Consider the following 22,877-nt stretch of genomic DNA (forward strand, 5'->3'; position numbering starts at 1 on the left):
TGATCCTTCACGTCCTTTTGATGCCGCGTTGCGGCATCGTGGGGTGACGCGGCGCTTCATCCCGGCGATGACATCGTGCGTCATGGCGGCGTGTGGGTGTGCGTCATCGCTGCGCATTGATACGGGTGGAGTTCGGCCCGATAGATTGTCGCGACGACACGCGCCGGAAACATCCGGTCCGTAATGATGGCTCGAGGTCTCGGAGTTTGGCAGTGGATCAATCGTCCTTTCAAAAACAGCTCGCCGCCTTGCGCGACCACCGCGCGGCGGCGCCCGCCAGCATGCGCCAGGCCTTCGCCGCCGATCCCAAGCGGTTCGTGGAATTCTCCGCCACCGACGGCGATCTGCTGCTCGACTGGTCGAAATGCGCGGTCGACGCGACCACCATGGAGCTGCTGGAAAAGCTCGCGCAGGCCGCCGATCTCGAAGGCCGCCGCGCCGCCATGTTCGCGGGCAAGAAGATCAACGTCACCGAGGACCGTGCCGTGCTGCACACGGCGCTGCGCAACCTGACCGGCAAGGGCGTCACCGTCGATGGCCAGGACGTCAAGGCGGACGTCATCGCCGTGCTCGACGCCATGGGCGCCTTTGCCGATGCCGTGCGCTCGGGCAAGGCGGCCGGCGCCACCGGCAAGAAGATCACCGACATCGTCAACATCGGCATCGGCGGTTCCGATCTCGGCCCGGCCATGGCGACGCTGGCACTGGCGCCCTATCATGACGGGCCGCGCGCGCATTACGTCTCCAACATAGACGGCGCCCATATCCACGACACGCTGAAGGGCCTCTCCGCCGAGACCACGCTTTTCATCATCGCTTCCAAGACCTTCACCACCGTCGAGACGATGACCAATGCGCAGACGGCGCGCGACTGGGTGCAGAAGGCGCTCGGCAAGGAAGCGGTCGGCAAGCATTTCGCCGCCGTCTCGACCGCGCTCGACCTGGTGGCCAAGTTCGGCATCGCGCCCGATCGCGTCTTCGGCTTCTGGGACTGGGTCGGTGGCCGCTATTCGCTCTGGGGCGCCATCGGCCTGCCGGTGATGATCGCTGTCGGCCCGCGGAATTTTCGCGCCTTCCTTGATGGCGCGCATGAGATGGACGAGCATTTCCGCACCGCGCCGGTGCAGGAGAACCTGCCGGCGCTGCTGGGACTGGTCGGCTGGTGGCATCGCGTGATCTGCGGTTACCCGGCGCGCGCCGTCATCCCTTACGACCAGCGCCTGTCCAGGCTGCCGGCCTATTTGCAGCAGCTTGACATGGAATCGAACGGCAAGAGCGTCACCCTCGAAGGCACGGCGGTGACGACGCCGACCGGACCGCTGGTCTGGGGTGAGCCCGGCACCAACGGCCAGCATGCCTTCTTCCAGCTGCTGCACCAGGGCACCGATTTCATTCCGGTCGAGTTCCTTGCCGCGGCCATCGGTCACGAGCCCGATCTCAAGCACCAGCACGATCTGCTGCTCGCCAACTGCCTGGCGCAGTCGGAAGCGCTGATGAAGGGCCGCACGCTGGAGGAGGCGCGCGCCCAGATGCTGGCCAAGGGCATGAAGCCGGCCGAGGTCGACAAGATCGCGCCGCACCGCGTCTTCTCGGGTAACCGTCCCTCGATCACCATCCTCTACAGAAAGCTCGACCCGCGCACCTTCGGCCGGCTGATCGCGCTCTACGAGCACCGCGTCTTCGTCGAGGGCACGCTGTTCAACATCAACTCCTTCGACCAATGGGGCGTCGAACTCGGCAAGGAACTGGCCACCGGCCTGTTGCCTGTCGTGGAGGGCAAGGAAAGTGCCGCCAATCGGGATGCATCGACCGCTGGCCTTGTGGGATTCATCCAGCATTTGCGTGGCTCGGAGTGAAAAGCTTGGCAGACATCAAGGGAATATTGTTCGACAAGGACGGCACGCTTGTCGACTTCAACGCCACCTGGCTCGGCGTTGCCGACTTCATGGCCATGGATGCGTCGGAAGGCGATCGCTGGAAAGCCGACAGGCTGCTGGCCGCTGCCGGCTTCGATTTCGCCAACAAGCGTTTCAAGCCGGACTCCATCTTTGCCTCCGGCACCAATCTCGACGTCGTCGAATTGTGGTTCCCACGCCTGTCCAACGAGGATCAGATGCTTGCGGTTGCCCGCTTCAACGAGATCACCTCCGTACAAGGCTCGGCGATGGCCGTGGCGCTGCCGGGCATCGTCGATACGCTGACGGCACTGCACAGGAAATCCTACCGGCTTGGCGTCGCCACCAACGATTCGACCAGCGGCGCGGAAAAGACGCTGGTCACGCTCGGCGTCGCTCAATTGTTCGACGCGGCCTATGGCTACGACGCGGTGGCCAATCCGAAGCCGGCGCCCGACACCATCCAGGCCTTTAGCGATCTCACCGGCCTCAAGCCGGCGGAAATCGCCATGGTCGGCGACAACCGGCACGACCTCGAAATGGCACGTGCCGGCGGCTGCGGGCTGGCGGTCGGCGTGCTCTCCGGCACCGGCACCCGCGAATCGCTGGCCGGCATTGCCGATGTGGTTCTGGATTCGGTCGCCGACCTGCCGGATTTTCTCTCGGCGCGGGTCAGGGAGACGATCTGACGGGAAAGGCTAGGTCAAACTCGATTCACCTCGGGATTTTCTGCCAATGGCCGAGATGGGGGAGCAGTCCATGGAAACTATCGAGCTTCTGGTTTGTTTTCAGACACAATGGGCCACTCATCAGCAGAACAAACGTACCCGCATTTGCCGCACCTGATCTTGGCGCTTTGCGCTGTCGATGTCTTCGCCTGGCTGAAGATCGAAGCCCCGATTTTCGCATTTTGGGCAAACTGTGAAACCGATACGTTGAACAACTTTAATCCACGCCACTCGACTTCTCCGATCAACGGCCAGTCGAATCTATCTTCTGCCCTCAATGTTTGTCCACAATGAGTAGAATTTAGGCTTGCCCCGTGGCGTTAGCGCTCTTCCGCCTCAAACGAAAAGACACCGCTCGGCTTAGTCGCAGCCCCCTTCGCGTCGCCGAAATCCGGCACCCGGTATTCGGCGAGCAATCGCAGCCGGGACAGCGGCAGGTCGTTGCGGCGGGGATCTCCGACCAGCACCTCGATGCCGGCCGCCAGGCAGCGGTCGAGGAACGGGATAACCCGCAGAGCAACCTCAGGGCCGTAGAACACGTCGCCGGCAAGCACGAGCTCGACCGCCGGCGGGGGACCCGTGGTAATGTCCTTGTAGACAATGATGATCTCGACGCCGTTGGCCGCGGCATTGAGGCCGATCGCGGCAACGCCGTTACGGTCGATCTCGGCGGCGATCACTTCGCGCGAACCGGCCTTGGCTGCGGCGATGCCGACAAGGCCGGAGCCGGCACCAAGGTCGAGCACGCGGCGACCGGCTACCGTTTGCGGATGATCCAGTATATGGCGCGCAAGCACCGCGCCGCCGGCCCACACGTAAGCCCAGTAAGGCGGCTGCGGCTCAGGTCCATTGTTGTCCGCCTCGATCGTGTCGTCATCGTCGTCAGCGCTTTGGTGCGTATAGGTAAGCCGTCTCAGGCCACTGGCCGGGTGCGGTGTAAAAAGCTGGATCTCAGGCACCGACGGCACCGGGGCGAGGCGCATGTTCGTCCTGATGAACTCTGCCGGGTCAGGACGGCAAGGTGCATCTACGGCATCCGCGCCGACGGCTGCAATCATTCGCGCAGCGCTCGCCGCAGGATCTTGCCGACCGGCGTCTTCGGCAGTTCGGTGCGGAATTCGATGTATCTGGGCCGCTTGTAGCCGGTCAGGTTCTCGCGGCAAAAGGCGGTCAGTGCCTCGGCGGTCAGCGCCGGATCCTTCCTGACCACGAACAGTTTCGGCACCTCGCCCGAATGCTCGTCCGGCACGCCGATCGCCGCCACTTCGAGCACACCCGGATGCATCGCCACGACTTCCTCGAGCTCGTTGGGATAGACGTTGAAGCCCGAGACCAGGATCATGTCCTTCTTGCGGTCGACGATCTTGGTGTAGCCGCGTTCGTCCATGAAGCCCATGTCGCCGGATTTGAAGTAGCCGTCCTTGGTCATCACCTTGGCGGTCTCATCCGGCCGGTTCCAGTAGCCCGCCATCACTTGCGGCCCCCGGATGCAGACTTCGCCGACCTCGCCGAGCGGCAAATTGTTGCCGTCTTCGTCGCGGATGGCGATCTCCGTCGAGGGCAGCGGCAAGCCGATGGTGCCGGTGAAGTCGCCGGCGGTGAACTTGTTGGCGGTGGCCACCGGCGAGGTTTCCGAGAGGCCGTAGCCTTCGGTGACCGAACATCCGGTCAGCGCCTTCCAGCGTTCGGCGACGCCCTTCTGCACCGCCATGCCGCCGCCCAGCGTCAGCACCAGCGGCTTGAAGTCGAGCTTGCGGAAATCCTCATTGTTGAGCAGCGCGTTGAACAGCGTGTTGAGGCCGGGAAAGATGTGCACCGGATATTTCTGCAATTCCTTGACGAAGCCTGGGATGTCGCGCGGATTGGGAATGAGCACATTGCGGGCGCCCTGCTGCATGCCCATCAGCGCGTTCACCGTCAGCGCGAAGATATGATAGAGCGGCAGCGCGCAGATGAAGTTGGGGTGCGCGGGTTTCGGCTTGATCGTGTAGGCGTCCTCCATCCACTGCGCGTTCTGCGCGACGTTGGCGAGCACGTTGCTGTGCAGCAGCGTGGCGCCCTTCGAGACGCCCGTGGTGCCGCCCGTATATTGCAGGAAGGCGACATCGTCGGCTGCCACCTTGGCCGGCCTGAAGCCCATACCGGCGCCGGCCTTCATGGCGGCATTGAACTTGACATGGCCGGGCAGCGACCATGCCGGCACCATCTTCTTCACGCGGCGCACGACGAAATTGACGATTGTGCCCTTCAGCCCGCCAAGCATGTCGCCCATCGCGGCGACCACCACATGCTTGACCGCGGTCCTGGCGATCACCGCCTGCAAGGTGTTGGCGAAGTTCTCCAGGATGACGATGGCTTGCGCCCCGGAATCCTTCAGCTGGTGTTCGAGCTCGCGCGGCGTGTAGAGCGGATTGATGTTCACCACCACATAACCCGCTCGCAAGATCGCCATCATCGCCACCGGATATTGCAGCACGTTGGGCATCATCAGCGCGACGCGCGCGCCTTTCTGCAGGCCCTTCGATTGCAGGTAGGCGCCGAAGGCCGCCGACAGCCGCTCGACATCGGTGTAGCTGATGGACTTGTCCATGCAGGTGAAGGCCGGCTGCGCGGAAAACTGCTTGCAGGCGGCGACGAGGAAATCGCCGATCGAGCTGTAGGGCAGGGCGCCGATCTCCGCCTGCACGTTTTTCGGATAGCTCTTGAGCCACGGCTTTTCCGGCAAGCCGGCGGCCAACGCCGTCAGCGCTTTCGGCAATCGGTTGGCGGTAGCGTCGGCCGGCTTTGCCGCCGGTGGGGCCTTCACCGCTGCCGCGGCCTTCGACGCCGGCCTGGCAGCGGGCTTTGCCGCACCCGCTTTACGCCCCGGCGCCGTCTTTCCGGCCGCAGCCTTGGCCGGGGCTTTCACCGCCGGCTTTGTGCTTGCCCTTACAGGTGCCGCGGCCGCCTTCGGCTTGGCGGCTTTGGCAACGGGTGCTTTCGGCTTGGCAGTACCGGCTGCTTTCGACGGCGCCTTGGCTCCCGCTTTCACCGGCGCCGTCGTCCTTGATGCTTTTGCCAACCGTTCCTCCCTGGACAAGTCTTGTTCATCCGTGCCGCACTCGCCCCTGAATTGGCAAGGGCGCCCTCCGCTGCGGCCGCTACACCCTATGTATTGCCTCCCTTGGTGAGCGTGCAAGTCTTGCCCTTGCGGCAACGCGGCGAAAGATTTGCCGTCGAAAGTCTTTGCCGCCGCCAGCGCTCCAGGCGGTGTCCTGACGCATCCCACGGCCGCTCGGAAGCGCCGGGAACATTTATATCGTCAGCCTGGCGATCAATAAAAAAATTCGGCTGTTAATAATCTCGTGAACGGAAGAAACGGCTAATTTTTTCTGCAATTTGGCAAAGTTGCGGATTTTTTTCCTGCTTCCCGCGGGGTAAGCAAACGGGGTGTTCCAAAGCCGGAAAAACGGTGCTTATATGCGCGCTTCGCGAGCCTGATAGAGGGGCTTGGAAGAACATCAGGGAGTGCTCAATGAATAAGAAGCTGACTTTTGCAGCCGCGTTGCTGGCTGCAAGCGTCCTGGGCGGCATGGCCAATGCGAAAACTCTGGTCTACTGCGCGGAAGCTTCGCCGGAAGGTTTCGATCCGGCGCCGTATACCGCAGGCCAGACGTTCGACGCGTCCTCGCGCACCGTCTTCAACCGCCTCGTCGAATTCGATCACGGCAAGACGACGACCTCGCCGGGCCTGGCCGAAAGCTGGACGATCTCCGACGATGGCAAGGAATATGTCTTCAAGCTGCGCAAGGGCGTCAAATTCGCCGCCACCGACTATTTCACCCCGACGCGCGACTTCAACGCCGACGATGTGGTGTTCTCGTTCGAACGTCAGGTCGACAAGAACGGTCCCTGGTTCCAGTACATTCCGGGCATTGCCTACCAGTATTACAATGACCAGTTCGGCGACAACATCACCAAGGTCGAGAAGGTCGATGACCTGACGGTGAAGTTCACCCTCAAGGAGCCGGCGATCACCTTCATTCCGACGCTGGGCATGGATTTTGCGTCCGTCGTCTCCAAGGAATATGCCGACAAGCTGCAGGCCGACAAGACGCCTGAGCTGTTCAACCAGAAGCCGATCGGCACCGGCCCGTTCATCTTCGTCGACTACCAGACCGACGCCGCCATCCGCTACAAGGCCAACCCGGACTATTGGGGCGGCAAGCAGAAGATCGACGATCTGGTCTTCGCCATCACCACCGATCCGGCCGTGCGCGCACAGAAGCTCAAGGCCGGCGAATGCAACATCATGTCGTACCCGGCACCGGCCGACATCGCCGGCCTGCAGGCCGATGCGAACCTGAAGGTCGAGGAGCAGGAAGGCCTCAATGTCGGCGCGCTAATGTACAACACCCAGCAGAAGCCGTTCGACGACGTGCGCGTGCGCAAGGCGCTCAACATGGCCATCAACAAGAAGGCCATCATCGACGCGGTCTTCCAGGGTGCCGGCCAGGTGGCGGTCAACCCGATCCCGCCGACCATGTGGTCCTACAACAAGGAAGTGAAGGACGATCCGTACGATCCGGATGCAGCCAAGAAGCTGCTTGAAGAGGCCGGCGTCAAGGACCTCAAGATGAACGTCTGGGCCATGCCAGTGTCGCGCCCCTACATGCCGAACGCGCGCCGCACCGCCGAATTGATCCAGGCGGACTTCGCCAAGGTCGGCGTCACCGTCGAGATCGTCAGCTACGATTGGGGTGAATACCTCAAGCGCGCTTCCGCGGTCGATCACGACGGCGCCGTCATCGTCGGCTGGACCGGCGACAATGGCGATCCGGACAACTTCCTCGGCGTGCTCCTGAGCTGCGCTTCCGTCGGTTCGAACAACCGCGCGGAATGGTGCAACAAGGACTTCGATGCGCTCATCAACAAGGCCAAGACCGTTTCGGACCAGGCCGAGCGCACCAAGCTCTATGAACAGGCACAGGTCATCTTCAAGGAACAGGCACCCTGGGCGACGCTCGCTCACTCCAAGGTGTTCATGCCGATGCAGAAGACCGTCACCGGCTTTGCGATGGATCCGCTCGGTATCCACCGCTTCGACGGCGTCGATATCGCCGAATAAGGTTGCGAAACGGGGGCGCCTCCATGTGGTGACGCCCCCACTCGCCCGCCATGCTGCGTTATATCCTCGGCAAGCTCGCCCTCATCATCCCGACCTTCATCGGGATAACCATCCTCGCCTTTGGCTTCGTGCGCATCCTGCCCGGTGATCCGGTGCTGGTGCTTGCGGGCGAACGCGGCCTGTCGCCCGAACGCCACACGGCGCTCATGCACCAGTTCGGTTTCGACCTGCCGATCTGGCAACAATATCTGACCTATCTGACCAACATCCTCAGCGGTGATTTCGGCACCTCGTTTTCCACCAAGACGCCGGTGCTCAAGGATTTCCTGGTGCGCTTCCCGGCAACGGTCGAGCTCGCCATCTTCGCCATGATCTTTGCCATTGTCCTAGGTGTCGCCGCCGGCATCTTCGCCGCCATCCGCCGCGGCTCCTGGTTCGACCAATTGACCATGGGCACGGCGCTGGCCGGCTATTCCATGCCGATCTTCTGGTGGGGTCTCCTGCTGATCATCGTGTTCTCCGGCATGCTGCACTGGACGCCGGTTTCAGGCCGCATCGACCTCCTCTACTTCTTCAAGCCGGTGACCGGCTTCATGACCATCGATTCCCTGATCTCGGGCCAGAAGGGCGCCTTCCGTTCGGCGCTGTCGCACCTGATCTTGCCGACCATCGTGCTCGGCACCATTCCGCTTGCCGTCATCGCGAGGCAGACGCGCTCGGCGATGCTCGAGGTGCTGGGTGAGGACTATGTCCGCACCGCGCGCGCCAAGGGCCTGGCGCCGCGTAGGGTCATCGGCCTGCACGCCTTCCGCAACGCGCTGATCCCGGTCGTCACCACCATCGGCCTGCAGGTCGGCACGCTGCTCACCGGCGCCATCCTGACCGAGAGCATCTTCTCCTGGCCCGGCATCGGCAAATGGATGATCGACGCCATTTCCAAGCGCGACTATTTCACCGTGCAGGGCGGGTTGCTTTTGATCGCGCTGATCGTCATGTCGGTGAACCTCATCGTCGACGTGCTCTACGCCGTCATCAACCCACGCATCCGGGCCAACTGACATGAGCAATGAAGGCCCCGCCACCATCGAAGCCGCGACCGTCGTCAAGCCGCAGGACGCCAGGTTGCAGATGTTCGGCGAGTTCTGGCATTACTTCTCCGTCAACAAGGGCGCGGTGATCGGGCTCTTCGTCTTCGCGCTGCTGATCCTGATCGCCATTTTCGCGCCGCTGCTGGCGCCGCATTCGCCGGACGATCAGTTCCGCGACTTCTTCCTGACGCCGCCGGCCTGGCAGGAGGGCGGCAATGCGCAGTTCCTGCTCGGCACCGACGCCGTCGGCCGCGATATGCTGTCGCGCCTGATCTACGGCTCGCGCTTCTCGCTCGCCATCGGCTTCGTCGTTGTCACGTCAGCGCTGATTTCAGGCGTCATCCTCGGCCTGCTCGCCGGCTACTGCCGCGGCTGGGTCGACACGCTGATCATGCGCATCATGGACATCATCCTGGCCTTCCCGTCGCTGCTCTTGGCCCTGGTGCTGGTCGCGGTGCTTGGCCCCGGCCTCGTCAACGCCATGATCGCCATCGCCTTCGTGCTGCAGCCGCATTTCGCCCGGCTCACCCGCGCCGCCGTGATGGCCGAAAAGACCCGCGAATATGTCGTCTCGGCCAAGGTCGCCGGCGCCAGCCATCTCAGGCTGATGCTGGTCACCATCCTGCCAAACTGCATCGCGCCGTTGATCGTGCAGGCGACGCTGTCCTTCTCCAACGCCATCCTCGAGGCGGCGGCCCTTGGCTTCCTCGGCATGGGCGCGCAGCCGCCGACGCCGGAATGGGGCACCATGCTGGCCGAGGCGCGCGAATTCATCCTGCGCGCCTGGTGGGTGGTGACCTTCCCGGGTCTCGCCATCCTGATCACCGTCTTCGCTATCAACCTGATCGGCGACGGCCTGCGCGACGCGCTCGACCCCAAGCTGAAGAGGTCGTGAGCATGTCTCTGCTCGAGATCACGAACCTCACCGTTTCCTTCGACACCGCGGCCGGACCGTTCATGGCCGTGCAAGGTATCGACCTGTCGATCGAGCCGCGCGAAGTGCTGGCGATCGTCGGCGAGTCCGGCTCCGGCAAGTCGGTGGCGATGCTGGCGGTGATGGGGCTGTTGCCCAACACGGCAACCGTCAAGGCCGACCGCATGGCCTTCGACGGCGTCGATCTGCTGAAGCTCAGCCCGTCCGAACGCCGCAAGATCGTCGGCAAGGACATCTCGATGATCTTCCAGGAGCCGATCGCCAGCCTCAATCCGTGCTTCACCGTCGGGTTCCAGATCGAGGAGGTGTTGCGCTTCCACATGGGCATGGACCGCGCCCAGCGCCGGGCGCGTGCCATCGAACTGATGAAGCTGGTCGGCATCGCCGACCCTGAAGAGCGGCTGAGTTCCTTCCCGCACCAGATGTCGGGCGGCCAGTGCCAGCGCGTCATGATCGCCATCGCCATTGCCTGCAATCCGAAACTGCTGATCGCCGACGAGCCGACCACGGCGCTCGACGTCACCATCCAGAAGCAGATCCTCGATCTGCTGGTTTCGCTGCAGGCCAAATACGGCATGGGCCTGATCATGATCACCCACAATATGGGCGTGGTGGCCGAGACCGCCGACCGCGTCATCGTCCAGTACAAGGGCCGCAAGATGGAAGAGGCCGACGTGCTGTCGCTGTTTGAATCGCCAAAGAGCAACTACACGCGGGCGCTTTTGTCGGCGCTGCCGGAAAACGCCGTCGGCGACCGGCTGCCGACCGTTTCCGACATGATGTTCGAGCCGGCCCCCTCTGCTGCGGGAGCCGCCTGATGAGCACGACGGTTCTCGAAGGCAAGAACATCGTCCGCGACTACCACATCGGCGGCGGCCTGTTCACCGGGCCGCGTACCGTGCACGCGGTCAAGGGGGTCTCGTTCAAGGTCGACAAGGGCAAGACGCTGGCCATTGTCGGCGAAAGCGGCTGCGGCAAGTCAACGCTTGCCCGCATCATCACGCTGATCGATCCGGCGACATCGGGCGAATTGTTCATCGACGGCAACAAGGTCGACATCGCCAAGGGCGGATTGACCAAGGAGATGCGCCGCAAGGTGCAGATCGTCTTCCAGAACCCCTACGGATCGCTCAATCCGCGCCAGAAGATCGGCGACGTGCTGGGCGAGCCGCTTTTGATCAACACCGACAAGCCGGCGTCCGAGCGGCGCGACCTTGCGATGAAGATGCTGAAGAAGGTTGGCCTCGGCCACGAGCACTACAATCGCTATCCGCATATGTTTTCCGGCGGCCAGCGTCAGCGCATCGCCATTGCCCGCGCGCTGATGCTGAACCCGAGCCTGCTGGTGCTCGACGAGCCGGTCTCGGCGCTCGATCTGTCGGTGCAGGCGCAGGTGCTCAACCTGCTTGCCGACCTGCAGGATGAGTTCCAGCTGACCTATGTCTTCATCAGCCACGATCTGTCCGTGGTGCGTTACATCGCCGACGATGTGATGGTGATGTATTTCGGCGAAGCGGTCGAATACGGCTCGCGCGACGAGGTCTTCGCCGATCCCAAGCACAGCTACACCCGGACGCTGTTCGCGGCGACACCGCGCGCCGACGTCGCGTCGATCAAGGCGAGGCTGGCGAAGAAGAAAGCGGCCTGACGTCTCTTCGTCATCCTCGGGTCTGCACTGCGTCGCTACGCTCCCTTGTTCCGCCCATGGATGACGACGCTGGAGAGGCCGCCTCTCACGACAGCTTGGCGATGATGGCGCGCAGCGCCTCGCCGAATTTATGGATCTCCTCGACTGTATTGTAATGCACCAGCGAGGCGCGGATGGCGCCGCTGTCCATCGAGAGATTGAGTCGCTTCATCAGCCGTGGCGCGTACATGTGGCCGTCGCGGATGCCGATCTGCATCTCGGCCATTTCCTCGACGACGCGCTGCGGCGATAGTTTGCCGATGTTGAAGCAGAAGGTCGGCACGCGCTCGGTGATCCGCGCCTCGTCGGCAACGCCGTAGATGGTTGCCCCGCAATCCTTCAGCACGGCCAGCATCTCGCGCGCCAGCACCAGCTCGTAGTCGCGGATGGCGCCCATGCCGGCAACGATGTTTTCGCGTCGGGAGCGGTTGTTGGACGGCGCCAGATTGCGGCCGATCAGTTCCAGATACTGCACCGCCGCATCCATGCCGGAGACGTTCTCGTAGATGAAGGTGCCGGCCTCGACCTTGTAGGGCGGCTCGTCGGGGATGAAGTCCTCGCGGAAGGTCGGCAGCCGCTTCAGCGTTTCGAAGCGGCCCCACAGGAAGCCCATATGCGGCGAGAAATTCTTGTAGCCGGAGCAGACGAGATAGTCGCAGTCCCAGGCCTGCACGTCGATCAGTCCATGCGGCCCGTAATGCACGCAGTCGAGGAACACTTCGGCGCCGGCCGCATGCGCGATCTCAGCCACCGCAGCGACATCGACGATCGAGCCGATCGAGTGCGCTGTCACCGTGCAGGCGACCAGGCGGGTGCGGTCCGAAACCAGCGGACGCAGATCGTCGACATGCAGATTGCCGTCCTCACGCATCCGCCACCATTTGAATTTCGCACCGGCCGACTCCAGCGCCAGCCAAGTCGCGATGTTGGCGTCATGATCCATGTCGGTGACGACGATCTCGTCGCGCTCTTGCAGCATCTGGCCGATGCCGAGGCTGACCAGGCGGATGAACGAGGTGGCATTCATGCCGAAGCAGATTTCCGCCGGGCTGTAGGCGTTGATGAGCAGAGCGACGCTTGTCCGCGCATCGGCGACCGATTGGTCGACGGTGACGCTGCGGCCATAGCGGCCGCCACGCTGCACATTGTGCGAAACCAGATGATTGGTCACCGCGTCGAGCACGCTCTGCGGGATCTGCGCGCCGGCGGCGTTGTCCAAAAAGATGAAATCGCCGGCCCGCTGCAAGGCTGGAAACATGGCGCGGATGGTGTCGACGGGGAACGCGGTGGCATTCGCATTGTCGGTTTGATGCTTATTCACGGGTAGGCTCCTGCGGAGGGCTTGGACGGGGATCAGGTGGCGGAGGTCAGCGCTTCTTTTCGGTCTTGAAGCGCTCTTCAAGCAGGCTGACGAGGCGGACCATCGGCCAGAGGAAGATGAGATAGACGAGGGCGGCGCCGATCAGCGGCGAGGGGTTGGCGTAGAGCGACTGCGCGTTGGTCGCCTCCTTCAAGAGTTCCGGCAGCGCCACGGTGGAGGCGAGCGAGGTGTCCTTGAACATCGAGACGCAGTTGCTGGTCATCGGCGGGATGACGACGCGGATCGCTTGTGGCAGCACCACCTTGCGCAAGGTCAGGAGGAACGGCAGGCCAAGCGCCTGCGACGCCTCGAACTGCCCGCGCGGAATGCTTTCGATGCCGGAGCGGAACACCTCGGCCGAGTAGGCCGACATGATGAAGGCGAAGGCTGTCACCGCCGATGCCCAGGACGACAGGCGTATGCCGAGGAAGGGCAGCGCATAGTAGATCAGGATCAGCACGACCAGCACCGGCAGGGCGCGGAAGATGTCGGTGTAGCCGACCGCGAGCCAGCGCAGCGGCTTCGGCGCATAGAGCCGCACCAGACTGATCCCCAGGCCGATGGGGATGCCGATGCCGATGCTCAAAATGCCGAGCAGCAGCGTGTTCAGGAAGCCGCGCAGCAGCGCCGGCAGGCTGGACATGATGACGTCGGGGTTGAAGAAGGTGTCGATCAGCGACATGGGAGCGTTCCCGAACCCCAGAGCAAAGAATGCTCACGTTAAAATCGATTGGCCCCGCCGAGGGCGAGGAGATCTGCGGCAGAAGCCGGCGGCCAGGCGTGAAAGAATCGTGCCGGCCTGGAAAGCCGGCACGATGTTACCGCAGCTTTCAGCTCAGGCCTTCGGCAGCGGCATTTCCTTCATGGTCGAAGAGTCGGCGGGCGCGTCGCTGCCGAACCACTTCTTGTGGATCGCGGCCAGCGTGCCGTCCTTCTTCATCGCGCTCAGCGCATCGTTCAGCTTGCCGAGCAGCGGGTGGTCCTTGGTCATCATCAGGCCGTATTGCTCACCGGTCTTGATGCGCTCCTTGACCACCAGGTCCTTCATCTTGGTGAAGGAATATTCCATGCCCGGAATGTCGCTGACTGCCGCATCGACGCGGCCGGCGCTGAGGTCGAGCAGCAGGTTCTGCTGCGTGTCGTAGCCCTTCACGTCGCTGAAGCCGTCGGCTTCCTGATGCGCCTTGACCCAGGTTTCGCCGGTCGAGCCTGACAGCACGCCGATGATCTTGCCCTTGAGGTCGGCCTCGGCCTTGATCGGGCTGTCGGCCTTGGTAGCGATGCCCATATCGGAATCATAATAGGGCTGCGTGAACGACTGTGACTTCAGCCGCTCCGCCGTGATGGTGATCGACGAGATGGCGACGTCGATGCGCTTCGAGGTGGTGGCGGCAAACAGCGCCTGGAAGCCGAGATCGGCGATGTCGGTGGTCATGCCGATGCGCTTGGCGGCTTCGTTGACGATGTCGACCTCGAAGCCTTCGAAAGTGCCGCTCTCGTTCTTGAATTCGAAGGGCGGGTTGGTCGGGTAGGCGCCGACATTGAGCACATCCGCGGCATAAGCGGTGGCGGGGCCGGCGGCGATGCCGATGGCGGCGGCGAGAAGAAGCAATTTGCGACGCGTGAAGCTCATTTTTGTTCCCTCTGTTGTTGATCGGGCGGGTTGCTCCCGCACGGTTTTTTGCCGCCCCGCTTCACGCAGGGCGTCAATTCATGGCAGCGACCATGCGGTCACGGTTGGCGATGTTGTGTGTTGCAGACCGCGAATCCGCGCGCACGTCATCGAAGGCAGGGCGCGTGTTGGATGATGACTGGGGCAGTATGAACGACAAGAACTGAGACTCCCACCCGGAGCACCCACGATGGCTGGCCGGCACGATGGACTGGTCTGCTCGATGGACTGGCCGGCAAGCCCGTCCGGCACGGCAATCGCCATCGACTCCGGAATGCTTATCCAAAGTGCGGCGCTTTTCAAGGCGAAAGTTTTAAGCTTAAAAAGCTGCGATGTCCGTTGCGTGGTGGACACGGTGCGGCCCGCTGGAACCGATACCCGCGAGCGATGGTGACGCCAAGCTATTTCAGGCTTGAAATATTTCTGCGCGGGCCTAGCGTGCGATCTTCGCCGGGAGGCAGCGACGTGAACAAACCACACCCTTTGCACGGCCCGAACAGACTGAAGCTTGGCGTCTTTTCGACCAATGCCGATGGCGGGCTTGCCATCACCGATGTGCCGGAGCGCTGGGCGGCGAGCTGGCAGGACAATGTGACCGCAGCCCAGATCGCCGACCGCGCCGGGCTGGAGTTCATGCTGCCGATCGCGCGTTGGCGCGGCTTCGGCGGCCGCAACAAGGTGCGCGAATGGTCGTTCGAGACCTTCACCTGGGCGGCGGCACTCGCCATGGCCACCGAGCAGATCGGCCTGTTCATGACCGTGCATGTGCCGCTGGTGCATCCGCTCTATGCCGCCAAGGCGCTGGCGACGGTCGACCATATTAGCCAGGGCCGCGCGGGCTTGAACATCGTCTGCGGCTGGAACCCGAAGGAATTCGGCATGTTCGGCATGCCTTTGGTCGAGAAGGGCTACGATCAGGCGGCCGAATGGATCGAAATCCTGGAAAAGCTTTATGCGTCGGCCGAGCCGCTCGATTACGAAGGCACTTATTACCGCCTCAAGGAGGCTGTCAGCCGGCCGGCCAGTCTGCAGGTTCCGCGCCCCGTGACCATGAACGCCGCCTTCGGCGGGCCGGGCCGCGATTTCGCTGCCGCCCGGTGCGATTATCTGTTCACGACATTTTCGGAAATGAGCGATGCCGGCAAGCATGTCGCCGACATCAGCGAGCGGGCCGATAAGGCAGGCCGCGATGTCGGCGTCTACACCGTGGCGCATGTCGTCTGCCGCCCGACGATGGAAGAGGCGCAGGCCTACTACACGCGCTACGCCGTCGATATGGCCGACCATGACGCCGTCGATGCCCACATGGCCGGCAAGAAGGAATTCTCGCAATCGCACGACCCGCACGCCTATGACCGCTACCGGCAGCGTTTCGCCGGCGGCGCCGGCACCTACCCGCTGATCGGAACGCCGGAAACGATCGCCGCCGACATGGTCGCCATTGCCGGGCACGGCTATCAGGGCATCGCGCTGTCCTTCGTCAACTACACGCAAGAACTGCCCTATTTCTGCGATCACGTGCTGCCGATCTTGAGGCAGGCGGGGCTTCGCGAATAATTTATTCCTGAGGCAGCCAATAATTTATTCCGGAATGACGGCGGTGGCCTGGATTTCGATCTTGGCGCGATCCTCGACCAGCGCCACCACCTGCATGGCGGCCATCGCCGGAAAATGCCGGCCGATGACCTCGCGATAGGCCTCGCCGATACCCCTGAGATTGGCAAGGTATTCGGCCTTGTCGGTGAAGTACCAGGTCATCGAGGTGATGTGCTGCGGCCCCGCGCCGGCTTCCGCCAGCACCGCGACGATGTTCTGAAGCGTTTGCCGCACCTGGCCAACAAAATCGTCGGTTTCGAACTGGCATTGGCCGTTCCAGCCGACCTGTCCGCCAACGAAGACGAGCCGACCGCGCGCCGCGACGCCGTTGGCGTAGCCGACAGGTTTGGCCCAGCCTTCCGGCTGCAAAATCTGGTGCATTTCAGTCTCCCGATTCGTCAAAACTCGGTTCGCAATATCCATTGTCAAGACAGTTTGGTCCGTGGGCGCGACCTGCTTCAGGCCGCGCCCATCACTTGCCGCGCAATCACCACTTTCTGCACGTCGGAGGCGCCCTCATAGATGCGCAGCGCGCGGATCTCGCGATACAGGCTTTCGACGATGTGGCCTTTGCGGACGCCGTCGCCGCCGTGCAGTTGCACGGCCTTGTCGATCACCTCTTGCGCCTTGTCGGTGGCAAACAGCTTGGCCATCGCCGCCTCGCGGGTGACGCGGGCAGCGCCCATGTCCTTGGTCCAGGCGGCACGGTAGACCAGCAGCGCCGCCGCATCGACATCGAGCGCCATGTCGGCGATGTGCCCCTGCACCATTTGCAATTCGGCCATCGGCGCGCCGAACAGTTTGCGCTCGGCCACGCGTTTGATGCTTTCATCCAGTGCGCGGCGGGCAAAGCCGAGTGCCGCCGCACCGACGGTCGAGCGGAACACATCGAGCACCGACATGGCGATGCGGAAGCCGTCGCCTGGCTTGCCGATCTGTGCGGTGGCCGGCAGGCGGACCCGGTCGAAAGACAGCCGCGCCAGCGGATGCGGCGCGATCACTTCGAGCCGTTCGGCGATGCCAAGGCCCTTGGCGTCGCCAGGCACGAGGAAAGCGGAAAGTCCCTTGGCGCCCGGCGCCTCGCCGGTGCGGGCAAAGACGACATAGAGGTCGGCGATGCCGCCATTGGAGATCCAGGTTTTTTCGCCTGTAAGAACGTAGCTATCGCCGTCGCGGGTCGCCGTCATTTCCGTGTTGGCGACATCTGATCCCGAGCGCGGCTCCGACAGGGCGAAGGCTGATATCGCCTTGCCGGCGCGCGTCTTCGAAAGCCATTGCCGCTGCTCCACCGTGCCGAACAGGCTGAGCGCGCCGGTGCCCAGCCCTTGCATGGCGAAGGCAAAGTCGGCCAACCCGTCATGGCGGGCGAGCGTCTCGCGCGTGATGCACAAAGTGCGGACGTCGAGGGGGCCCGGATTGTCGGTGTCGAGCGCCGTCGGCTTCAGCCAGCCGTCTCGGCCGAGCTTGCTGACCAGCTCGCGGCAGGCGGCGTCGACATCATGGTGATCGACTGGGAGGTTGGTCGTGCACCATGCCTCGAGGTGCTCGGCGAGGTGGCGATGGCGGTCTTCGAAGAACGGCCAGGAGAGGAAGGAACGATCAGGCATTGGTGGCCCCGCTATTGAGGCCTTGCGCACTACGGCGCCCCCCTCCCGCCAACGTCTCCACGCAAAGCATCATCCTCAATCCCCCTCGAACACCGGCTTTTCCTTGGCCACGAACGCCTTGTAGGCGCGTTCGAAGTCGCGGGTCTGCATGCAGATCGCTTGCGCCTGCGCTTCCGCCTCGATCGCCTGGTCGAGGCCCATCGACCATTCCTGGTTGAGCTGGGTCTTGGTGATGCCGTGCGCGAAGGTCGGGCCGGAGACGATGCGCGCCGCCATGTCGAGCGCGTCGGCTTCAAGCGCGGCGGCATCGACCAGCCGGTTGTAGAAACCCCAGCGTTCGCCTTCATCAGCCGTCATGGTGCGGCCGGTGTAGAGCAGCTCGGCGGCGCGGCCCTGGCCGATGATGCGCGGCAGGATCGCGCAGGCGCCCATATCGCAGCCGGCGAGGCCGACGCGGGTAAACAGGAACGCGGTCTTGGCTTCCGGCGTGGCGATGCGGATGTCGGAGCTCATCGCAATGATGGCGCCGGCGCCGACCGCGACGCCGTCGACCGCCGCAATGATCGGCTTGCCGCAATTCAGCATCGCCTTGACGAAATCGCCGGTCATGCGGGTGAAGGCCAGGAGCTCCTTCATGTCCATTTTGACCAGCGGGCCGATAATGTCGTGGACATCGCCGCCGGAGCAGAAATTGCCGCCATTGGAAAGGAACACCACGGCGTCGACATCGTCGGCATAGACGAGGTCGCGGAACGTGTCGCGGAGTTCCGCATAGCTGTCGAAGGTCAGCGGGTTCTTGCGCTCCGGCCGATCGAGCCGGACCTTGGCGATCCTGCCCTCGACCTCCCAGAGGAAATGCTTCGGCTTGCGCCCGGCCATTGCGGTCATTCGCGTCCCTCCCAGTTGCTGCGGAACGAGGTCAGCATGCCGGTCAGCCGGCGCGCGTCGTCCTCACTGACCTTGCCCAGCAATTCGCCGATCCAGCCTTCATGCGCCGCGGCGATCGCGGCAAAAGCCTGCGTGCCTTCCTCGGTCAGCCGCACCATCGAGGTGCGGCGGTCGCCATTGCGCCGCGCGCGGGCGACAAGTCCTTCCGAAACCAGCCGGTCGACGATGCCCGTGACATTGCCGTTGGAGACCAGCAGGAAGCGCGACAGGTCGCTCATCAGCATGCCTTCCGGCGCGCGATAAAGCGCTGCCATCACGTCGAAGCGCGGCAGCGTGGTGTTGAAGTCCTTCTTCAGCCGCTCGCGCAGCTCGGCCTCGATCGTGCGCGAGGCGCGCAGCAGCCTGATCCACAGACGCAAGCGGTCCTTGCCGGGTCCCGACGGCGCGGGCAGGGGGCCGGCTACCATGTTTCGCCTCCTGAGATGGAAATCGCCTGTCCGGTGATCGATTGGGCGGCGTCGCCGCACAGCCACAGCACGGCGGCGGCAATTTCATCCGGCTGGATGAAGCGGCCTTGCGGGTTGGTCGAGGCAAGGCTCGATCGCGCTTGTTCGGCCGAGCGGCCGGTCTTTTCGATGATGCGCCGGATGGACTCTTCCAGCATTTCGGTTTCCACAAAGCCTGGGCACACCGCGTTGACGGTGACGCCGGATTTCACTGTTTCGGCGGCAAGCGCCCGCATCAGGCCGATGACGCCATGCTTGGCGGCGACGTAAGACGCGACGTAGGCGTAGCCTTTCAGGCCGGCGGTCGAGGCGATGAAAACAATTCGTCCCGTTTTCCGCGCGGCCATTCCGGCCAGCGCGGGCTTCACCGTCAGGAAGGCACCGGTCAGATTGACGTCGAGCGTCCGCTGCCAGTCGCTGAGCGCGGTTTTGTGCGCCGGCGCGCTGCCGGCCATGCCGGCATTGGCGACGACGATGTCGAACGGGCCGCGCGCGGCTTGCGCCCTCTCGTAGAGCGCCGCCATTGCCGCCTCGTCGGTGACATCGGCGGCGATGCTGAAGATGCGGTCGTTTTCGCCGGCCACCTTGGCGAGCTCTGCTTCCCGGCGGCCGCAGATGGTGACGCCGATGCCGGCAGCAGCCAGCGCCAGCGCGATGGCCCGCCCGACGCCGGAGCCGCCGCCAGTGACCAGCGCATGCTTGCCGGGTATCGTCGCGGCGGCCGTCATACTTTCAGCCCCGCTGCGGCGTCGCGCTCGGCCAGACGGTAGAGCTGGTCGCGTCCGGGCAGATAGGGATCAGGCCATCTGACACCGCCGTCGCCGAGCGTGACGGCGGCATGCAGCGTCCAGTAGGGATCGGCAAGATGCGGCCGCGCCAGCGCGACGAGGTCGGCGCGGCCGGCCATCAGGATCGAATTGACATGGTCCGGCTCGTAGATGTTGCCGACCGCCATCGTCGCCATGCCGACCTCGTTGCGGATGCGGTCGGAAAACGGCGTTTGGAACATGCGGCCATAGACAGGCTTGGCCAGTGCCGAGGTCTGGCCTGCCGAGACATCGCAGATGTCGACGCCGGCCTCATGCAGCAGCCGCGCGATCTCGACCGCGTCGGCCGGCGTCACGCCCTCGATGCCGACCCAGTCATTGGCCGAAATGCGCATCGAGATCGGCTTCTCCGCCGGCCAGGCGGCGCGCACCGCGCGGAAGATTTCGAGGGGATAGCGCATGCGATTGTCCAGCGAACCGCCATATTCATCCGTGCGCCGGTTGGTGACCGGCGTGATGAAGGACGACAAGAGATAGCCATGCGCGGCGTGGATTTCGAGCATGTCGAAGCCGCAACGATCGGCCATCTCGGTGGACGCCACGAATTCGTCGCGCACGCGGTCCATGTCGGCGCGGTTCATCGCCTTCGGAACCTGATTCTGCGGCGACCACGCAACGGCCGAAGCCGCCATCACCGGCCAGTTGCCTGAGACCAACGGCACGTCAGTGCCCTCCCAGCCGAGCCGGGTCGAGCCCTTGGCGCCGGAGTGGCCGATCTGGGCGCAGATCTTGGCCTCGGTCTCGGTGTGGACGAAATCGACCAGCCGCTTCCACGCCACCTCATGCTTGGGCGCGTAGAAGCCGGGACAGCCGGGCGTGATGCGCCCTTCCGGGCTGACGCAGGTCATCTCGATATAGAGGAGGCCGGCGCCGCCCTTGGCGCGCTCGGCGTAGTGGGTGAAATGCCAGTCGGTCGGACAGCCGTCGACAGCCTTGTACTGCGCCATCGGCGAAACGACGACGCGGTTCTGCAGCCTCATGTCGCGCAGCTTGAACGGCGCGAACATCGGCGCGCGGCGCAGGCTGTTGCCGCCGGCGCCCGCCTGGCGCTGGAACCATTCTTCCGCGCTTTCAAGCCATTCGGCATCGCGCAGTCGCAGATTCTCGTGGCTGATACGCTGCGAGCGGGTCAAAAGCGAATAGTTGAACTGCACCGGATCGAGGCCGAGATAGCGCTCGACCTCCTCGAACCATTCCAGCGAATTGCGCGCCGCCGATTGCAGCTTGAGCACCTCGGTGCGGCGGGCATCCTCATATCTGCGGAAGGCGGCATCCAAGTCCGGCTCGGTTTCGACATATTCGGCCAGCGCCACAGCACTTTCCAGTGCCAGCTTGGTGCCGGAGCCGATCGAGAAATGCGCCGATGCCGCCGCATCGCCCATCAGCGCGAGATTCTTGTAAGACCAGCGCTCGCACAGCACGCGCGGGAAATTGATCCAGGCCGAACCGCGGATATGGTTGGCGTTCGTCATCAAGGCGTGGCCGCCGAGATGTTTTTCGAAGATCCGCTCACAAACGGCGATCGATTCCTGCTGCGACATTGCGCCGAAGCCGAATGCGCCCCAGGTCTGTTCGCTGCATTCGACGATGAAGGTCGCCGTGTCGCTGTCGAACTGGTAGGCGTGCGCCCACACCCAGCCATGCTCGGTCTTCTCGAAGATGAAGGTGAAGGCGTCGTCGAATTTCTGGTTGGTGCCGAGCCAGACGAACTTGCATTTGCGGGTGTCGATGTCGGGCTTGAAGATGTCGACGAAACTGTTGCGCGCCCTGGAGTTCAGGCCGTCGGCAGCGACGACCAGATCGTGCGTCTCCATGTAAGGCTTGGGATCGGCGATGTCGGTCTCGAACATCAGCTTGACGCCGAGTTCACGCGCCCGGCGCTGCAGCAGGACCAGCAGCCGCTTGCGGCCGATGCCGCAGAAACCGTGTCCTGACGAGACCGTGCGCACGCCGTCATGGATGACTGCGATGTCGTCCCAGTAGGCAAAGTGCTTCTTGATCCAGACGGCGCTGACCGGATCGTTTTTCGACAGATTGTCGAGCGTTTCGGCCGACAGCACGACGCCCCAGCCGAACGTGTCGTCGGCGCGGTTGCGCTCGAACACCGTCACATCGTGGGCGGCGTCCCTCAGTTTCATCGAAATGGCAAAGTAGAGGCCGGCTGGTCCGCCGCCGAGAACCGCAACCTTCATCTGTGCGATCTCCTCTTCGCTTGCTGGAGTTCAGTATCGCGCCGGCGACAAGATATTTCAAGCTTAAAGTTTTATATCAGAAGATCGTCCTGACATGGCGAAAGCGCGCCTGCGTGTCATCACGCAAGCGCGCTGCCGATCACTTTTCCGGGTTCTTCGGGCTCCACAGCACCGTCTCGGCGCCCTTCTCATAGGCCATGCCATCGGGATAGCTGATCGCTTCCAGTTGCAGCCCCCACGGCGCCTGGAAATAGAGGATGGTCTGGCCGGCGGCCGGCCCTTCCTTGACCGGCAGCGGCCCCATCCGCGTCTTGACGCCCTTGCCTTCGAGATAGGCTTTGGCAGCAGCGACGTCGTCGACATAGAAGGCGATGTGGAAGCCGCCAATGTCGCTGTTCTTCGGCGTCAGGTCCTTCTGGTCGGGCGCGGTGTATTTGAACAGCTCGATGTTCGAGCCGTAGCCACAACGCACCATGGTGACCTCTTCGATCACCGCCTTCGGATCGACGCCCAGAAGATCCTGCATGAAGGTGCCCTTGTCGTCGGCGAACGGGCCGAACGACATCGCCTTCTTGCAGCCGACCACTTCGGTGAAGAAGTCGACCGCCTGCTTCATGTCGGGAACCGTGATGCCGGTGTGGTCGTGGCCGCGCATGCCCGGGATCGAATCCGCCGAGGCCATGCCGGCGCTGCCGAGCATCGCGGCGGCGAGCGTTGCAATTGCGATTGTGGTCTTCATGTCAGTCCTCTCCATTTGGCGGGACTTGGTCTTTGTGGTCGCACGTCCGAG

General features: G+C 63.5%; 21 protein-coding genes. 9 read left to right on the forward strand and 12 right to left on the reverse strand.

The features are described from left to right. The first annotated feature begins 212 nt into the window (after positions 1-212). On the forward strand, positions 213-1,856 hold the full coding sequence (gene pgi, locus AC0L2D_RS06950; RefSeq protein WP_337122936.1) for a glucose-6-phosphate isomerase: 1,644 nt from the start codon (positions 213-215) through the stop codon (positions 1,854-1,856). A gap of 5 nt (positions 1,857-1,861) precedes the next feature. After that, a complete protein-coding gene (locus tag AC0L2D_RS06955) occupies positions 1,862-2,584 on the forward strand; it encodes an HAD family hydrolase (protein ID WP_063169934.1) in 723 nt (240 codons plus the stop codon). A gap of 359 nt (positions 2,585-2,943) precedes the next feature. On the opposite strand, the gene AC0L2D_RS06960 is transcribed toward AC0L2D_RS06955, so the two are convergent. Further along, positions 2,944-3,681 carry a class I SAM-dependent methyltransferase gene (locus AC0L2D_RS06960; protein WP_337122935.1) on the reverse strand — a complete coding sequence of 246 codons (738 nt, stop codon included), beginning with the start codon at positions 3,679-3,681 and terminating at the stop codon, positions 2,944-2,946. Then, on the reverse strand, positions 3,678-5,684 hold the full coding sequence (locus AC0L2D_RS06965; RefSeq protein WP_063169935.1) for a long-chain fatty acid--CoA ligase: 2,007 nt from the start codon (positions 5,682-5,684) through the stop codon (positions 3,678-3,680). Before AC0L2D_RS06965 ends, AC0L2D_RS06960 begins: the two co-directional genes overlap by 4 nt. A 453-nt stretch (positions 5,685-6,137) precedes the next feature. Between AC0L2D_RS06965 and AC0L2D_RS06970 the strand changes: the two genes are divergently transcribed. The 5 genes from AC0L2D_RS06970 to AC0L2D_RS06990 all read left to right on the forward strand — a co-directional run bounded on the left by AC0L2D_RS06970 (position 6,138) and on the right by AC0L2D_RS06990 (position 11,400). Next, the gene (locus AC0L2D_RS06970; RefSeq protein ID WP_013527993.1) at positions 6,138-7,730 is read left to right on the forward strand and encodes an ABC transporter substrate-binding protein; all 1,593 of its coding nucleotides are present in this window, start codon (positions 6,138-6,140) and stop codon (positions 7,728-7,730) included. A 50-nt stretch (positions 7,731-7,780) separates the two neighbouring features. Beyond that, a complete protein-coding gene (locus tag AC0L2D_RS06975) occupies positions 7,781-8,788 on the forward strand; it encodes an ABC transporter permease subunit (RefSeq protein ID WP_027161814.1) in 1,008 nt (335 codons plus the stop codon). Positions 8,789-8,858: 70 nt separating this feature from the next. Further along, positions 8,859-9,713, forward strand: a complete 855-nt coding sequence (locus tag AC0L2D_RS06980; protein ID WP_224618710.1) for an ABC transporter permease subunit — start codon at positions 8,859-8,861, stop codon at positions 9,711-9,713. A gap of 2 nt (positions 9,714-9,715) precedes the next feature. Then, on the forward strand, positions 9,716-10,570 hold the full coding sequence (locus tag AC0L2D_RS06985) for an ABC transporter ATP-binding protein (RefSeq protein WP_337123891.1): 855 nt from the start codon (positions 9,716-9,718) through the stop codon (positions 10,568-10,570). Next, positions 10,570-11,400, forward strand: a complete 831-nt coding sequence (locus AC0L2D_RS06990; RefSeq protein WP_013527989.1) for a dipeptide ABC transporter ATP-binding protein — start codon at positions 10,570-10,572, stop codon at positions 11,398-11,400. Before AC0L2D_RS06985 ends, AC0L2D_RS06990 begins: the two co-directional genes overlap by 1 nt. An 85-nt stretch (positions 11,401-11,485) precedes the next feature. Here AC0L2D_RS06990 and AC0L2D_RS06995 read toward each other — a convergent pair whose 3' ends face one another. From AC0L2D_RS06995 to AC0L2D_RS07005, 3 genes are all read right to left on the reverse strand, one after another. Further along, positions 11,486-12,760 carry a cysteine desulfurase-like protein gene (locus AC0L2D_RS06995; RefSeq protein WP_337122934.1) on the reverse strand — a complete coding sequence of 425 codons (1,275 nt, stop codon included), beginning with the start codon at positions 12,758-12,760 and terminating at the stop codon, positions 11,486-11,488. 46 nt (positions 12,761-12,806) lie between these two features. Further along, positions 12,807-13,481 carry an amino acid ABC transporter permease gene (locus AC0L2D_RS07000; protein WP_013527987.1) on the reverse strand — a complete coding sequence of 225 codons (675 nt, stop codon included), beginning with the start codon at positions 13,479-13,481 and terminating at the stop codon, positions 12,807-12,809. A gap of 153 nt (positions 13,482-13,634) precedes the next feature. Then, positions 13,635-14,432, reverse strand: coding sequence for an ABC transporter substrate-binding protein (locus AC0L2D_RS07005; protein WP_024503391.1), 798 nt, complete (start codon positions 14,430-14,432; stop codon positions 13,635-13,637). Positions 14,433-14,661: 229 nt separating this feature from the next. Between AC0L2D_RS07005 and AC0L2D_RS07010 the strand changes: the two genes are divergently transcribed. Both AC0L2D_RS07010 and AC0L2D_RS07015 read left to right on the forward strand, forming a co-directional pair. Then, entirely contained in the window at positions 14,662-14,865 is a 204-nt protein-coding gene (locus tag AC0L2D_RS07010; protein WP_337122932.1) for a hypothetical protein, read from the forward strand. A gap of 71 nt (positions 14,866-14,936) precedes the next feature. Then, the gene (locus AC0L2D_RS07015) at positions 14,937-16,028 is read left to right on the forward strand and encodes an LLM class flavin-dependent oxidoreductase (protein WP_473540662.1); all 1,092 of its coding nucleotides are present in this window, start codon (positions 14,937-14,939) and stop codon (positions 16,026-16,028) included. A gap of 24 nt (positions 16,029-16,052) precedes the next feature. Here the strand turns inward: AC0L2D_RS07015 and AC0L2D_RS07020 are convergent, their stop codons facing one another. From AC0L2D_RS07020 to AC0L2D_RS07050, 7 genes are all read right to left on the reverse strand, one after another. Beyond that, positions 16,053-16,448 carry a RidA family protein gene (locus AC0L2D_RS07020; protein WP_063169943.1) on the reverse strand — a complete coding sequence of 132 codons (396 nt, stop codon included), beginning with the start codon at positions 16,446-16,448 and terminating at the stop codon, positions 16,053-16,055. A gap of 77 nt (positions 16,449-16,525) precedes the next feature. Further along, on the reverse strand, positions 16,526-17,674 hold the full coding sequence (locus AC0L2D_RS07025) for an acyl-CoA dehydrogenase family protein (protein WP_473540663.1): 1,149 nt from the start codon (positions 17,672-17,674) through the stop codon (positions 16,526-16,528). Positions 17,675-17,749: 75 nt separating this feature from the next. Next, complete coding sequence (locus AC0L2D_RS07030; RefSeq protein ID WP_473540664.1) at positions 17,750-18,562, reverse strand: enoyl-CoA hydratase family protein; 813 nt, start codon at positions 18,560-18,562, stop codon at positions 17,750-17,752. Next, a complete protein-coding gene (locus AC0L2D_RS07035) occupies positions 18,559-19,029 on the reverse strand; it encodes a MarR family winged helix-turn-helix transcriptional regulator (RefSeq protein ID WP_013527979.1) in 471 nt (156 codons plus the stop codon). Before AC0L2D_RS07035 ends, AC0L2D_RS07030 begins: the two co-directional genes overlap by 4 nt. Continuing rightward, positions 19,023-19,796: an SDR family NAD(P)-dependent oxidoreductase gene (locus AC0L2D_RS07040; protein WP_473540665.1), complete on the reverse strand. Its 774-nt coding sequence runs from the start codon at positions 19,794-19,796 to the stop codon at positions 19,023-19,025. The genes AC0L2D_RS07035 and AC0L2D_RS07040 overlap by 7 nt, the downstream gene beginning before the upstream one ends. Next, positions 19,793-22,087 carry a bifunctional salicylyl-CoA 5-hydroxylase/oxidoreductase gene (locus AC0L2D_RS07045; RefSeq protein WP_473540667.1) on the reverse strand — a complete coding sequence of 765 codons (2,295 nt, stop codon included), beginning with the start codon at positions 22,085-22,087 and terminating at the stop codon, positions 19,793-19,795. The genes AC0L2D_RS07040 and AC0L2D_RS07045 overlap by 4 nt, the downstream gene beginning before the upstream one ends. A 139-nt stretch (positions 22,088-22,226) precedes the next feature. Continuing rightward, positions 22,227-22,826, reverse strand: coding sequence for a VOC family protein (locus tag AC0L2D_RS07050; RefSeq protein WP_024503399.1), 600 nt, complete (start codon positions 22,824-22,826; stop codon positions 22,227-22,229). Positions 22,827-22,877 lie beyond the last annotated feature (51 nt).

This window comes from Mesorhizobium sp. WSM4833 (assembly GCF_055811095.1).